The sequence below is a fragment of the Hymenobacter edaphi genome (genome assembly GCF_003258365.1).
GTDB classification, from domain to species: Bacteria; Bacteroidota; Bacteroidia; order Cytophagales; family Hymenobacteraceae; genus Solirubrum; species Solirubrum edaphi.
Genome location: NZ_QHKM01000004.1, coordinates 483679 through 498836 on the forward strand (window position 1 = coordinate 483679; position 15158 = coordinate 498836).

Genomic DNA, 15158 nt, shown 5'->3' on the forward strand with positions numbered 1-15158 from the left:
GGCGTTGCTGTGTTATGGGGCCGGGCAGGAGCAGGGCTTAGCCGGCCTTCACTTTCACCTTGTCCTTCTTGGCTTTCACCTTGCCTTCTTTTTTGCCCTCTTTCCGGGCGTCTTTCAGCTCGCCCGTGCGCTCCATGCGGTCCTCGCGCTGGGTTTGGTAGGTGGTGAACTGCTCGGGGGTGAGCACAGCTTTCAGCTGCTCGTCGTAGCGGGCGCGGCCTTCCTGCATCTTCTGGCGCATGGCGTCGCGGTCCAGGCTGCCGGGCGTCATCTGGGCGCGGGCGGCATCGACTTCGCTGGTCTGGGCCAGGAAGATGGCGCGCACCTTGGGCTGCTGCTCGGTCGTGAGGCTAAGCTGCTTGGTCAGGCGCTGCGTCTGCATATCGGCGCGCTGCTCGGGGGTGCGCTGCTCGCGGCCCATGCCGCGGCCCTGGCCCTGGTAGCCGCCACCGTTGGCGGGCGGGGTGGTCTGGGCCTGGGCGCTGGCGAAGCTGAGGGTGGCAACCGTCAGCAGGAAAAGCATCTTTTTCATCGGAAGTGAGTCAGTTGGAAAATCTACCGGCTTAGAGGGCCGGCGGGCCCGGGGGTTTAATCGGCCCGCGGAGGCTTTGACAAGTTCCGGGCCAACATCTGCGGGAGCCGGATTCTGCCTATATTCGGGCCCCGGGGTGTCGGCTTGCCGCATATCGGGCCGCTTCACGACCACCTTCTCTCTAAAATTCTCCCCATCCCAATCATCTAATGGCAAACATTTTCGCCAAAAAACCGCTGGCCGTGCTGCTGGGCGAAGCCAACGCCTCGGGCGAAGGCGCGCTGAAACGCACCCTCGGCGCGGCCAACCTCGTCGCGCTGGGCGTCGGGGCCATCATCGGCGCCGGCTTGTTCGTGCGCACGGCCGCCGCGGCCGCCCAGGCCTCGGGCCCGGGCGTGACGCTGGCCTTCATCGTGGCCGCCATCGGCTGCGCTTTCGCTGGCCTCTGCTACGCCGAATTCGCCGCCATGATTCCCATTGCCGGCTCGGCCTACACCTACGCCTACACCACCATGGGCGAGTTCGTGGCCTGGGTTATCGGCTGGGCTTTGATCATGGAATACGCCCTCGGGGCGGCCACTGTCAGCATTGCCTGGAGCGAGTACCTCAACAAGCTCTTAGCGGTTTTTGGCACCAGTATACCCTACGAATGGAGCCACTCGCCCTTTGAAAGCGCCGCCGTCAACGGCGTGATGCACACCGGCGTGCTCAACCTGCCGGCCCTGTTCATCATCATCATGCTGAGTTTGCTGCTGATCAAAGGCACGCAGGAGTCGGCTACCTTCAACGCCGTTATCGTGGTGGTGAAAGTGGCCATCGTGCTGGTATTCATTGCGGTAGGCTGGCAGTTCATCAACCCCGCCAACCACACGCCCTACCTGATTCCCGAAAACGCCGAGCCGGTGAAAAATGCCGCCGGTGAAGTGGTGCGCGAATACACCGCCTGGAACAAGCACGGCTGGGGCGGCATCCTCGGCGGCGCCGCCATCGTGTTCTTCGCCTTCATCGGCTTCGACGCCGTGTCGACGGCCGCGCAGGAGGCCAAAAACCCCAAGCGCGACATGCCCATCGGGATTCTCGGCTCGCTGGCCGTGTGCACCGTGCTCTACATCCTGTTCGGCCACGTGCTGACGGGCGTGGCCAACTGGCGCGAGTTTGCCGACCCGGCCAAGGGCGGCGAAGCCTCGGTGGCCTACGCCATCAAGGAGCACATGCCCGGCTACGAGTGGCTGTCGACGGCCGTGGTGGTGGCCATTCTGGCCGGCTTCTCCTCGGTTATCCTGGTGATGCTCATGGGCCAGAGCCGCGTGTTCTTCTCCATGGCCAAGGATGGGCTGATGCCCAAGGCCTTCTCCGACCTGCACCCGAAGTTCCACACGCCCTACAAGTCCAACCTGATTCTGCTGGTGTTCGTGGGCGCCTTCGCGGCCTTCGTGCCCGGCTCCCTGGCCGGCGACCTGACCTCCTTCGGCACCCTGCTGGCCTTCGTGCTCGTGTCCATCGGGGTGTGGATCATGCGCCGCTCCGACCCGGATCAGCCGCGGCCGTTCCGCTCGCCGCTGTCCTCGGCCTCGTTCCCGCTGGTGCCGGTCCTGGGCGCGCTGATCTGCCTGGCCATGATCCTGGCCCTCGACTCGAACACCCTGAAGCTGGCCCTGGGCTGGATGCTGCTGGGCTTCATCGTGTACTTCATCTACGGCCGGCAGAACTCCAAGCTGCAGCAGGGCATCGTGGTGGTGCCGACGGAGCTGGAAGAGCAGGCGTTTATCGAGCAGAAATAACCGCGCTTTCGTTAGCCGCTAAAAAAGCCCCGCCGGACCTTCCGGCGGGGCTTTTTTACTGGAAATAAATATGCCGGGCCGGCTATGCAACCGCCGGCCGGCCCCGCGGCTCCTGACACCGGTGAAAGAGCATGAATCGGCCCCGCGGGGCGCAGAAATCGGGGCGCAACCCGGGCGGCGTGGTCAGTCGGCGGTGCGCTGCAGCTCGCTCTGGAGTTTGAGCACCCGTTCGCCGCTGGCCTGCACAATGAGGAACGCCGGGTTGTCGGCGGTGCCGTGCCGGGTGACGCTGGCGCCCTTCAGCTGCCGCGTAACGGACTCCTTGAAGGTCTGCTCGATCTTGCCGGTGGCCCGGCCGGTGCCGTATTTCCAGGAAACCAAAGTGCCTTTGCGCATACCAGGGGCCGTTAGCGGATGGCCCGGATGTTGTACGGCTGCCGGAGCGCGTTGGTCGAAGGCCGGCCGCCGCGCCGCGTGGCGGCGCCCGATACGCAGCGGAAACTGAACAGGTTTGCAGCCGAATGCGCGCTTCCGTGCTTATTTTGCAGTGTTTTGCCCTCCGCGACCCGCTTGCTCATGCACCGCACCCACCGTTTCGCACGCAATGTAATTAGCCGTCCGCCGTTGATAACGGGCCGTATCGGCGGGCTGGCCGGGCCACCCGCCTTCGTTTATAGAAGCCACAAATCGATTGTATGAGCGAACCTCTCCGCGAAATCATTCAGGTATTACTGGTCGATGATCATCCGCTCGTCATCGAGGGCATCAGCTCCCTGCTCAAGGGCCTCGACGATGTGCGCGTGGTAGCCACCGCTAGCAGCGGCTACGAAGCTCTGGAGCAGCTGCAGCAGCAGCCCGCCGTGCGCGTGGCCATCGTCGATCTGAACATGCCCGGCATGGGCGGCGTCGACCTGATCCGGCTGATGCAGCAGCGGCACCCGGCCGTGCGTGCCATGGCGCTGTCGGTGTATTTCGACTACAGCTCGGTGACGGACGTGCTCGATGCCGGCGGGGCGGGCTACCTGCTGAAGAATACCAGCAAAAAGGAGCTGATCGAAGCCATCCGGCGGGTATACGCCGGCCACCGCTTTTTCAGCCAGGAAGTGGGCGACACGCTGCTGCAGAACCTGCCGCGGCCCAGCCCCCCCGCCGAAGTGCGCGAGGAGCGCCCGGTGGAGCTGACGGCCCGGGAAAAGGAGGTGCTGGGGCTGATTGCCGACGAGCTGCCCAACTCGCTGATTGCCAAAAAGCTGTTTATCAGTGAGCGGACCGTGGAGTCGCACCGCAAAAACCTGCTGACCAAGACCAACTCCAAGTCGGTAGTGGGGCTGATTCAGTACGCGCTGCGCCACAAGCTCATCGACTAAAAGCAGCCCTTGCGTGCAGCGCAAACGCCCGGCCTACGCAAGGCCGGGCGTTTGTGTTTAGGTTGGTTTGGACCAGGAAAAGCCGGGCCTGACCTGGAAAATCGGGGTCTGGGGGCCGATAAGGAGTGAAATGATGAATGTAAGCCCTGATAATCAGTTCCTAATAAGTGCTGGCACGTAGCTGAAATTACGGGTTAGTACGGATATGCTTTTTGCCAGATATTTATTTATCTTAGCATCGTTCAATAAAATAAGTCTTACTTCATATTGAACGGCGCGCTTCCTGGGTTGACCTCTTTTTTGCCTCTTTTCCACCTCCACTTCACCTGTTCAACGTCATGGCTTCAAAGATACTCTCGTTCATCTGCCACGTACCCGGCGTGATTCCCGGTGCGTATCCGGCTGTGCCGACCACCGATGCCGGGGTACCCGCCCGCTCCGTGAGTGAGCCGCGGCGCAGCACCGCTTCCGCCGCCGCTGCCGATCCGGGCGGCCATTTCACCGCCATTTACGAAAACGAACGGTTTGTGCGTTTCAAGTATATCAGCAATGCGAGTTAGGCAGCGGCCCCGCCCCTGATTCGTCGATCCGACCCGCTTTGGCCGCCCGACTTGCCCCCGCAAGCCGGGCGGCGGCGTGTCGGGGGCAGCCGCCGGGGCGTATTTCGGCTAACTTGCGCACCAGAACAAGTGTGCTTACTCATGCCTACTCCCCCCGTGCTGTTGCGTTGCGTAGCTGGATTATGTTGGATACTCACGCTCCTGGGCCCGCTGCGGGCCGGGGCGCAGGCAGTGGCCGCGCCGGCCGTCGGCACCTGGTACGGGGTGGTGGCCCGGGGCAGCGGGCGGGCCCTCGAGGTGCGCGGCGCGGCGGCCGAAGCCGGCGCCGCCGTGGTGCAGTGGGAATTCACCCAGGCCCCCAGCCAGCAGTGGCGCTTCGTGCCCATCAGCAGCGGCAGCGAGTGGTTTCGCATTGAGGTGCGCCACAGCGGCAAGTGCCTCACGGCCGACGGCCCCGCCGACAACGGCCCCGTGACGCAGCGGCCCTACTCGGGCGGGCTGTTTCAGCAGTGGAAGCTGGTGGCGGCCGGCCCGGTGGGCAGTGCCGCGCTGATGAGCCGCGGCAACGACGCCATGTGCCTGGCCGTGGCCAACTCGGACAAGGCCAACGGCACGGCCGTGGTGCTGCAGCGCTACCAGGGCCGGGCCACGCAGCAGTGGCGGCTGTTTCCATTGCGCCTGCAGGTGGCGGCCAGCGCGCCCACGTTCGGCAAGCCCAGCCCGCTCGGGGCGGCCATCAACACGGCGGCCAACGAGCTGCACCCGGTGCTCACGCCCGACGGCAACACCATGTACTTCGTGCGCACGCGCTACGCCGGCAACAAGGAGGGCGTGGCCGAGTCGGGCGACATCTGGACCAGCCAGACCACCGACGGCGGGCAGACCTGGAGCCCGGCCACCCGCCTCGACGCGCTGAATACCCCGCAGCACAACGGCGTGCAGGCCGTGCTGGCCGGCGGCAACGCCCTGCTGGTGCGCGGCTGGTACGAGCCCCGCGACGGCGGCTCGCGCGACGAAGGGGTGTCACGGGCGCGGCGCGTGGGCAATGGCTGGGGCAAGGTGGAGTCGCTGGAAATTACCAATTACTACTCCACCGGCACGTCCACCACGTTCTTTCAGCCCGCCGACGAAAAAGCGCTGCTGATGAGCCTGGAGCGCGCCGACGGGCAGGGCGGCAACGACCTCTACGTGAGCCTGCCCGACGGCGCCGGGGGCTGGGGCGAGCCGCGCAGCCTGGGCCCGGTGGTCAACTCGCCCGGCTTCGACTTTGCCCCCTGGCTGGCGCCCGACGGCAAGACGCTCTACTTCGCCTCCTACGGCCACGCCGGCTACGGCAGCGCCGATATCTTCGTGACCGAGCGCCTGGACGATACCTGGGCCCGCTGGAGCGAGCCGCAAAACCTGGGCCCCGGCGTGAACAGCGCCGGCTTCGAGGCCTATTTCCTGCTCGGGCCCGACGGCAAATCGGCGTACTGGGCCCTGTCGCGCACCACCACCGGGCCGGCCGACATTGTGCGGGCCGCCGCGGGCCTGACCCCGCCCGCCGACACGGCCAAGCCCGCCCCGGTGCCCGTGGCCACCCGCGCCGAGCCGGCCCGCGGGCTGGTGACGGGCCGCGTGCTCGACGCGCGCACCCGCAAGCCGGTACTGGCCGAGGTGAAGGCCGAGCGCCTCGGCGGCGACATGGTGTTCAACGCCTCGGGCCGCACCGACGCGGCGGGAGGCAACTTCCAGTTTACGCTGCCAGCGGGCCGCTACCGCCTGGCGGCCACCGCCGGTGGCTTCCTCACCGCCACCGATACCGTGCTGATAACCGGGCAGCGCAGCATCGAGCTGTTGGTGCTGCCCGCGGCCGTGGGCGCCAAGCTGGAGCTGCCCACCATCATCTTCGCCCAGGGCAAGGCCAGCCTGCTCGCCGGCTCCTACAACGAGCTGAACCGTCTTTCGCGCACGCTGCTCGACAACGCCTCGGTGCAGATTCGCCTCGAAGGCCACACCGACAACCAGGGCGACGCGCAGAAAAACAAGGTGCTGAGCGAGCAGCGCGTGGCCGAAGTGAAGCGCTACCTCGTGAGCCGGGGCGTGGGGGAGGAGCGCATCAGCACCATCGGCTACGGCGGCAGCAAGCCCCGCTCCAGCAACGAGCGGGAGGAAACCCGCCGCCTGAACCGCCGCGTGGAATTTACCATCACCAAGCAGTAGGGGAGGGGAGTTGTCAGTTGCGAGTTGTCGGTTGTCAGGGCAGACCAGACGCCAGATGAGTAAAAAGAAAAAGCAGGACAACCCGGCACCGGCGTCCAGGCGTAGCTAACTAACAACTAACAACTAACAACTAACAACTCGAACCCGCCCATGCAAGCCACTATTCTGCGCGAAATTCAGCTGCCCAAGCTGCCCTCGGCCTCGGGGGTGGAACTGGTGGGCGACACGGTGTACATCATCGGGGACGATGCGCCGCTGCTCTACTGCTTCGATGCGCGGAAGCTGGAGGCCGGCCAGCCGGTGACGTTGTTTGAAACGGCGCATTTCAGCGCCGGGCGCATTCCCAAAAGCCTTAAGCCTGACCTGGAATGCCTGACCGCCGTGCCCGCGGCCGAGGGCGGCACGGCCCTGCTGGCGCTGGGCTCGGGAGCCACCGCGGCGCGCGAAGTGGGCTACTGGATAGCCCTGAGCGGCAACGCGCCCGCCGCCGCTACCGTGTATCCGTTGTCGCTGACGCCGCTTTACCAGCTACTGCGCGCGCAGCTGCCGGCCGGGCTGACGCTGAACTTAGAGGCCGCCGCCACCACCGCCGATTCGCTGCTGCTGATGCAGCGCAGCGTGGGCACGGCCGCCGGCAACCTCGTGTTTCACTGCCCGCTGGCCGCAACGCTCGATTTTGTGCGGCACCGCACGGCGCAGGCCCCGGCCATTGAAGTGCAGTATTACGCCCTGCCCAGTATCGACGGGAAGCCGGCCGGGCTGTCGGGTGCGGTAGCGTTCGAGGGGCGGCTGTTCGTGACGGCCTCGGTGGAGGATACCACCGACCCCGTGGCCGACGGGGCCGTGCTGGGCTCCTTTGTGGGCGTGCTCGACCCGCAGCGGCGCAGCGCCCGGCCCGTGCCGGTGGACCTGGCGCTGCTCCGCCGGCCCGACGGCCAGCCGTACCGGGGCAAGGTGGAGGGCGTGGCGGTGCGGCGCTGCCTCGGGCCCGGCCGCTACGAGCTGCTGCTCGTGACCGACGACGACGCGGGCGGCTCCACGGCGGTGGAAGTAGCGCTGACGCTGTAGGCCGCCGCCCACGGCTGAGCTTGCGCCAATGTGCCGTGGTGGTCGGGCGCCGCGTGCGCACACCTATCCTCGCTTCCGTTGTGCGGCGCCGCTGCGGTATATACAGGCGTAGCCGCTGAGGCTGCGCCGACCGGTTTTCGGGCTCTTCCCAAAAAAATACTGAATAGATAAGCTACAGGCTAGTAGAGAATAGTCAGCGCTTGGATTTTGTGTAATAGGATATATTTAAGCTGTTGATTCCCGGATTGGGAATGAGTCCAATTATGGGAATAGTCATTATTTAGTTCAATATTGGTCATTATTAGGTTTAAATTTAATCGTTCTTTAACCAGGGTATAATGGTTGGGCTTATGGTGTAATAGGACTTTTTGTATTCGAGTGAAGTAAATTTGCGGCTGGATGCCTGAGGGTTATTCCTTGGAAAGTCTAGTTTGATTCACTTCACTTGATTCATATGCGAAGAACCTTACGCTTGTGGACGCTACTGGGCGTCTTCCTTTCGTTGGGACTGACCAACCGGGCGGCGGCGCAGTGCTCGGCGGCGGCCACCACCACGCTGGCCTTCAGCAACAGCGACTTCAGCGGCGACTGGAAAAACCGCAGCGCCGTAGCCGTGCCCACGGGCGCGGGCCTGACCACCATCGGCAGCAGCGGCTACTACTCGGCCGCCGCCGAAGCCGGCAACACGGCCGTGCTCAACACCCAGGGTGTCAACGGGGTTACGTCGCTGTACTGGCAGAACATCTACGCCGGTACCACGGCGGTGACCGAGCGGTACTCCACCATCACGTTCACCTTCAACCGCGCCGTGACCGGGCTCACCATCCGGCTGCTGGACATTGACAAGGGCCCGACGTTTACCGACGAGGTGAGGTTTGCCGGCAGCAACAACGGTGCGGCCGTGCTGCCGACGCTGGCCAAGGCCAACAACAACATCAACTCGCCCACGCTGACCGCCGCTACGGCCACGGCTACCGGTACGGGCGACGTGACCAACACCACCGACGGGACGGTGACGGCGACCTACGGCGGCGCCGTGACCAGCATCACGCTCACCTACCGCAACACCTACACCGGCGCGCCCGGCAACCAGGTCGTGGGCGTCGAGCAGATAACCTGGTGCCGCACGGCGCCGGTGGCCAACAACGTAACCAACGCGGCCAGCCTGGCCAGCACGGCCGGGCAGACCGGCATCAGCGCGCTGAGCGCCACCACCGACGGGCCTATCGGCTACTACACCGTGACGCGGCTGCCCGCCGCCAACGAAGGCGTGCTGTATTATAACTCGCCGGCCTTCCTGAACCCCAACCGGTACGTGGAAGTGACCACCGCTATCCAGCTGACGGCCGCCCAGGCCACCACGCTGCGCTTCGACCCGGCCCCGACTTTCTCGGGCGGCAACGCCACCTTCGCCTACACGGCCACCGACGACGCGGGGCTGACCTCCAACGCGGCCACCTTCACCATTCCGATTCAGGCCGTGGCCGTGGCCGGCGGCAACTGCGGCGGCTCGTACCTCGACGGCACCTCGCGCAGCGGCCTGACGGCAGAGTACTACAACGGCTACTACGCCGACGACATGAGCTTCTTCGCCAGCCGCACGCCCGCGCTCCGGCGCAACGACGCGCTGCTGGATTTTGACACCAACGCCAGCTGGGGCAACCTCGTCTCGGCCGGCGCCGGCACCGGCACCGATGCCAACGCCAACGGCTACAGCGCCCGCTACCGCGGCAGCCTGTACGTGCCCGCAAGTGGCACCTACACCTTCTACCTGAACTCCGACGACGCGGCCTACCTCTGGCTGGACGCGGCGGCGCTGGCCACCACGCCCACCGTGGCCTCGGCCACCGTGAACAACGGCGGTGGCCACAGCGCCCAGGAGCGCAGCGGCACCGTGTACCTGACGGCCGGCCTGCACCACCTGCTGATTTTCTACGGCGAAGGCACGACCGACAACGTGCTGACTTTGCAGTACGCCAACACGGCGGCGGGCATCTCGAAGCAGGTAGTGCCCAACTCGGCCCTGTGCGCCGGCCCCGGCAACCTGCCGCCGACGGCCAACAACGTGAGCGGCGCGCTGACGACCGTGGGCAACAACCTGACGCCCCTGCCCAGCGGCGCCGACCCCGACGGCGGCATCTTCGGCTACCAGATTGCCTCGCTGCCCGCCAACGGCACGCTGGCCAGCTACGGCACGCCCGTCACGGTGGACCAGCTGATTCAGACGCCCAACCTGACGCAGCTCACCTTCACGCCCAACGCGGGCTTTATCGGCACCACCAGCTTCACCTACTACGCCGTCGATGACCAGGGCATGCGCTCGGTGGCGGCGGCTACCTACACCATCAACGTGGTGAACCGCCCGCCGGTGGCCGTGAACGACTCGCGCGACGTGCCGCTGAACTCCAGCGTGAGCGGTAACGTGGTGCTCAACGACTACGACCAGGAGCAGAACCCCATCACGGTGACGCTGGGCACGGCCCCGGCCCACGGCACGGTGGTGCTCAACGCCAACGGCACCTACACCTACACGCCCGCCACCGGCTACACCGGCCCCGACTTCTTCACCTACACGGCCTGCGACAACGGCACGCCGTCTTTGTGCTCGACGGCGGCCACGGTGAGCCTGCGCGTGTTCAGCACCAACTCGGCCTGCACCTCGGCCACCGGCTCGAACCTGCTGCAGAACCCGGCCTTCACCAGCGGCAACACCGGTTTCAGCACCAACTACCGCTACGTGTCGTCGGGCTACGTGGTGGGCAACGGCGCCTCGGGCATCTACCCCGAGGGCACCTACGCGGTGGGTACCAGCGCCAACACCTACCACCCGAGCTTCGTGGGCACCGGCCACACCGGCGGCACTTCGGATAACTTCCTGATGGTAAACGGGGCGGCTTCCATCCGCACGCTCTACGCGCAGACGGTGACCGTGCAGCCGGGCCGCTACTACACCTTCTCGGCGTTCTTCAACAACCTGCTGCCCCCCGGCAGCAACAGCGGCGTGCCCGAGCTGGGCTTCGTCATCAACGGCGAATCGGTATCGGGCACCATCACCCTGAACGAGTCGCCCGACCAGTGGGTGCAGTTTTCCGACGTGTGGTACTCGGGCACGAGCACCTCGGCCACGTTTGAAATCCGCAACGTGAGCACGGCCATCGGCGGCAACGACCTGGCCGTGGACGACGTGTACTTCGGCACCTGCAACCTCTCGCCCACGGCCGTGGCCGACGCGGTGACCATGACCGGCACGAGCACGACCATCAACGTGCTGGCCAACGACGTGGACCCGGAAAACAGCTTCAACACCGGCTCCATCGACCTGAACCCGAACGTGGCGGGCCAGCAAACCAGCCTGAGCGTGACCGGCGGCACCTTCGCCGTGAGCAACGGGCAGGTGACCTTCACCCCGACGGCGAGCTTCGTGGGCACGGCTACGGCCAGCTACACGGTGCAGGACGCGGCCGGCGCCGTCACCAACCAGGCCAACCTGGCCGTGACCGTGCTGCCGACCACCGCCGACCTGGCCGTGAGCCTGACGGCCCCGGCTAGCGGCTCGACGGTAACGGCCGGGCAGTCGGTGACCTTCACCCAGGTGACGACCAACAACGGCGCGGCTGCGGCCTCGGGCGTGGCGCCCACCCTGCAGCTGCCCGCCGGCCTCACCGGCCCGGGCACCGCCGGCGCGCTGACCTTCTCCAACGGCGGCAGCTACGACGCGGCCACCGGCCTGGTGACCTTCCCGACCACGAGCCTCGCCAACGGCGCCAGCGTGACCAACAGCGTCACCTTCCTGGCACCCGGCAGCGGCCCGGTAACCGGCGCGGCCAGCGCCACGGCCACCACGCCCGACCTGACGACCAGCAACAACACCAGCAGCGCGACGCTGAACGTGGCCACCGGCTTCGACCTGACCACCGCCCTCGGCGCACCGGCCAGCGCGGGCACCGGCACGGCCCTGAATTACGCCGTGGTGACGCGCAACGCCGGCCCCTCGGCCGCGACGAACGTGACGCAGACGGTGAGCCTGCCCGGCAACCTGACGGGCCTGTTCGTCTCGAACCAGGGCACCTACGCCTACAGCGCCGGTACCAACACCACCGTGGTGACGTTCCCGAGCCTAAGCGTACTGCCGGCCGGGCAGTCGGTAACCAACACCATCACGGTGCCGGCCCCGGCTACGGCTACCACCTTCGTGGCCACGGCCAGCGTGACTACGTCGGCCAGCGGCGAAACGAACACCGGCAACAACGCCGCCTCGGCCTCGACCACCGTGCAGGCCACCGGCGGCACGGCAGCCAACCTGCTGGCCGGGGTAACGGCCACCAGCGGCGGCAGCCCGGTGAGCAACGTAGCCCCCGGCACCACCCTGACGCTGACGGCCACGGCCTACAACGCCGGCCCCGGCGCGGCGGCCGGCGTGGTGAGCACCCTGACGCTGCCCGCGGGCCTGAACCCGGCCACGCTGACCATTGCGGGCGGCGGTAGCTACAACGCCACCACCGGCGTGGTGAGCTGGCCCGCTACCAGCCTGCAGGCCGGCGCCACCCAGACGACCACCGTGCAGCTGCCCGCCCCGGCCTACGGCCCGCTCATGGCCGCCGCCAGCGTCAGCAGCACCTCGGCCGACCCGGTGATGGGCGACAACGCCGCCACTACGCTCGTGACCATCAACCCCAACGCCGACGTGGCCACCAGCCTGGTGGGCCCGACCAGCGTGACGGCCGGCCAGCGCGTGAGCTACACCCTGACGACCACCAACAACGGCGGCACCACGGCCTACAACGTGCAGCAGATGCTGCGCCTGCCCCCGGCCGTGACAGGCCTGAGCTACACCAGCAACCTGCCCGCCGGCACCACCGGCGCCGTGGACGTGCAGCCCAACCAGACGCTGCTGACCTACCCGGTTATTGCCGCCCTGGCCCCCGGCCAGTCGGTGACGAACACGATTTCCTTTGACGCTCCGGCCGCGGCTTCCTTCGCGAACCTGGCCTACGTGACCAGCGCCTCGGCCGATAACGTGACCAGCAACAACACCAGCGCCCTGACCGTCAGCACCGCCCGGGCTTCGGACGTGGTGACGACGGTGGCTGGTCCGGCCGTGGTGGTGAGCGGTACGCCGGTGGTCTACAGCGTGCGCACCGTGAACAACGGCACCTCGCCCGCCGCCAGCGTGACGATGACCGTGCAGCTGCCCACCGACCTGACGGGTGTGGTGGTGCGCGACGACGCGGGTGCCGTTATCAGCAACGCCTACAACGCCGCTACCGGCGTGGTGACTTTCCCGACGCGCACCGAAGTAGCAGTGGGCTACGCCGGCGCCGTGACGCGCACCATCACCTTCGTCGCCCCCGACGTGGCCGCCATCAGCGCTACCGTCGTGGCCAGCACCACGGCCGCTACCAACGACCTGAACCGGGCCAACAACACCAGCACCGCCACCACCAGCGTGCTGCGGCCCACCACTTCGGCCGTGGACTTGGGCGTGACGCTGACGGCCAGCCCGGCGGCGCCGACGGCCGGTCAGCCGGTGGCCTTCACCCTGACCACGACCAACAATGCTACCGCCGCGGCCAGCACCGTGCAGCAGCAGGTGGCGCTGCCCGCCGGCCTGAGCGGGGTGGTGGTAACCGATGCCGGCGGGGCCGTTGTCGCCAATGCCTACAACAGCACCACCGGCTTGGTGACCTTCCCGAGCGCGGCGTCGTTGGCGGCCGGTGCTTCGCTGACCCACACCATCACCATGACGACGCCCGGCACGGGCCCGCTGACGGCGGTGGCCAGCGTGGGCTCGGCCAGCAGCGACGGCTCGCCCGCCAACAACACGGCCGTGACGAGCGTGGGCATCAACGCGCTGACCAACGTGCGCCCGGTGGTGCGCAGCCAGGGCACGGCCCTGACGAGCACCGTGCTGGCCGGTCAGCCCGTGACCTACCTGGTGCGCGCCCTGAACGACGGCCCCTCGCCGGCCCAGAACGTGGGCTTCAGCGTGCAGATTCCGGCCGGCCTCGACCCGGCCACCGTCAGCATCTCGGGCGGCGGCACCTACGCCCCCTCGGGCCTGGTGACCTTCCCGCCGACGGCCACGCTGCCGGCCGGGCAGGAGGCCTCACTGGCCTACTCCATCACGTTCCCGGCGCCGACGACGGCCTTCACGGTAATCGGTGCCACGACGACCAGCACGGCGCAGTCGAACACGGCCGATGACACGCAGACCTTCACCACCAGCCTGCTCAACCAGGCGCCGGTGGCCAACGGGCTGCAAAACCAGCTGACTGCCCCCGACGGCAACACCGCCGCCACGGCCCAGGCCCTGAGCCCGCTCAGCGGCCGCGACGCCGACGGCTCGATCAGCAACTTCGTGCTGACCAGCCTGCCGGATGCCAGCACGCAGGGCACGCTCTACTACGCGGCCGACGGCGTGAACTACAACCCCGTGACACTCAGCGGCGGCCGCTTTACGGTATCCGCCGCCACCGCCGGCAACCTGCGCTTCGATCCGGTGAGCAGCTTCGTGGGCAATGCCTTCTTCAGCTACCTCGCCGTCGACAACGCCGGGGCCGAATCGGCGGCCGCGCTCTACGCCATTCCGGTGGGCCTCGACAACAGCTCGCAGTACACGGCGGCTCCGCTGAAGGGCGGTAGCCTGGCCACGGCCTACCAGAACGGCGACCTGATTACCAGCGCCTTCGACGCTAACGGCGGGGAGTACAGCTTCAACAGCACGACCAGCCAGACCACCGTCACCGACGCCGGCGTACGCGCGGCCAGCACCGACGCGGCCGGCACCGCCTTGCTGAATACGCTGGGCCTGGCGCTGAATTCGACCACCGGTGCCATCACCGTGGTGGACCGCACCCGGCTGAACCTGCGCGCCGGCTCGTACTCGGTGACGGTTACGACGGTCGACGAGTTTGGCGGCACCAACACCCAGGCCGTGCCCTTCAGCATCGGTTTCGGCCCGCTGCCCGTCACGCTGGTGGAGTTTAATGCCCGCGCCCAGCAGCAGGATGCGCTGCTGACCTGGACCACCGCCCAGGAAAAGGACAACGCCCGCTTCGAGGTGGAGCGCTCCACGGATGGCCGCCGCTTCGAGAAAGTAGGCGAAGTGGCCGGCCAGGTGAACAGCACCGTAGCCCGCGACTACCGCTTCGTGGATGCCCAGGCTGCCCGCCTCGGCGCCACGCTCTACTACCGCCTGCGCCAGGTGGATACTGACGGCACGGCCACCACCACGGACGTGCGCGTTGTGGGCTTCGGCAAAGCGGCCAGCGTGACGCTGAGCGCCTACCCGAACCCGGCCACCGACCGTCTGCGCGTGGGCCTGACGGGCGCCACCGGCCCGGCCACGGCTACCCTCTACAACGCCACCGGCCAGCAGTTGCGCACCGCCAGCTTCGACGCCGCGCAGCCCGCCACCCTGGACGTGACGACGCTGCCCGCCGGCACTTACCTGCTGCGCGTGCGCACGGCCGAGGGCCAGACCTTCAGCCAGCGCGTGGTGAAGCAGTAAGCTTCGCTGATTAGCTCGAAAAAGCCGCTGCCCAGCCCGGGCAGCGGCTTTTTTGCTTTGAGGTTATACTATTCCGTCATCCTGAGCACCGCGAAGGACCTTCGTCGAACCACGCACGAACGAGAAACGGAGTCACCA

Annotated in this window: 8 protein-coding genes; 6 read left to right on the plus strand and 2 right to left on the minus strand. The window is 67.0% G+C overall.

Annotated features, from left to right (window positions below; all coding sequences use genetic code 11):
* Positions 1-37 precede the first annotated feature (37 nt).
* Positions 38-532, minus strand: a complete 495-nt coding sequence (locus DLM85_RS15300) for a hypothetical protein (RefSeq protein ID WP_111478976.1) — start codon at positions 530-532, stop codon at positions 38-40.
* Between the two features lie 209 nt (positions 533-741).
* Here DLM85_RS15300 and DLM85_RS15305 point away from each other — a divergent pair, with 209 nt between their 5' ends.
* Positions 742-2313, plus strand: coding sequence for an amino acid permease (locus DLM85_RS15305; RefSeq protein ID WP_111478977.1), 1572 nt, complete (start codon positions 742-744; stop codon positions 2311-2313).
* Between the two features lie 183 nt (positions 2314-2496).
* Here the strand turns inward: DLM85_RS15305 and DLM85_RS15310 are convergent, their stop codons facing one another.
* Positions 2497-2709 carry a hypervirulence associated TUDOR domain-containing protein gene (locus DLM85_RS15310; protein ID WP_111478978.1) on the minus strand — a complete coding sequence of 71 codons (213 nt, stop codon included), beginning with the start codon at positions 2707-2709 and terminating at the stop codon, positions 2497-2499.
* Positions 2710-3008: 299 nt separating this feature from the next.
* Between DLM85_RS15310 and DLM85_RS15315 the strand changes: the two genes are divergently transcribed.
* From DLM85_RS15315 to DLM85_RS15335, 5 genes are all read left to right on the plus strand, one after another.
* Complete coding sequence (locus tag DLM85_RS15315; protein WP_111478979.1) at positions 3009-3680, plus strand: response regulator; 672 nt, start codon at positions 3009-3011, stop codon at positions 3678-3680.
* Positions 3681-4018: 338 nt separating this feature from the next.
* Positions 4019-4240, plus strand: coding sequence for a hypothetical protein (locus DLM85_RS15320; RefSeq protein ID WP_111478980.1), 222 nt, complete (start codon positions 4019-4021; stop codon positions 4238-4240).
* Positions 4241-4381: 141 nt separating this feature from the next.
* Positions 4382-6442, plus strand: coding sequence for an RICIN domain-containing protein (locus DLM85_RS15325; protein WP_111478981.1), 2061 nt, complete (start codon positions 4382-4384; stop codon positions 6440-6442).
* A 150-nt stretch (positions 6443-6592) separates the two neighbouring features.
* Positions 6593-7510, plus strand: a complete 918-nt coding sequence (locus DLM85_RS15330; protein WP_111478982.1) for a DUF6929 family protein — start codon at positions 6593-6595, stop codon at positions 7508-7510.
* A 454-nt stretch (positions 7511-7964) separates the two neighbouring features.
* A complete protein-coding gene (locus DLM85_RS15335) occupies positions 7965-15020 on the plus strand; it encodes a tandem-95 repeat protein (protein ID WP_111478983.1) in 7056 nt (2351 codons plus the stop codon).
* Positions 15021-15158: the final 138 nt, after the last annotated feature.

What these genes read in the sequence shown, in the direction of transcription:
- DLM85_RS15325 (WP_111478981.1), top strand. Translation starts at nt 4,382, where the DNA reads ATGCCTACTCCCCCCGTGCTGTTGCGTTGCGTAGCTGGATTATGTTGG.
- DLM85_RS15300 (WP_111478976.1), bottom strand. Translation starts at nt 532, where the DNA reads ATGAAAAAGATGCTTTTCCTGCTGACGGTTGCCACCCTCAGCTTCGCC.
- DLM85_RS15330 (WP_111478982.1), top strand. Translation starts at nt 6,593, where the DNA reads ATGCAAGCCACTATTCTGCGCGAAATTCAGCTGCCCAAGCTGCCCTCG.
- DLM85_RS15320 (WP_111478980.1), top strand. Translation starts at nt 4,019, where the DNA reads ATGGCTTCAAAGATACTCTCGTTCATCTGCCACGTACCCGGCGTGATT.
- DLM85_RS15305 (WP_111478977.1), top strand. Translation starts at nt 742, where the DNA reads ATGGCAAACATTTTCGCCAAAAAACCGCTGGCCGTGCTGCTGGGCGAA.
- DLM85_RS15310 (WP_111478978.1), bottom strand. Translation starts at nt 2,709, where the DNA reads ATGCGCAAAGGCACTTTGGTTTCCTGGAAATACGGCACCGGCCGGGCC.
- DLM85_RS15315 (WP_111478979.1), top strand. Translation starts at nt 3,009, where the DNA reads ATGAGCGAACCTCTCCGCGAAATCATTCAGGTATTACTGGTCGATGAT.
- DLM85_RS15335 (WP_111478983.1), top strand. Translation starts at nt 7,965, where the DNA reads ATGCGAAGAACCTTACGCTTGTGGACGCTACTGGGCGTCTTCCTTTCG.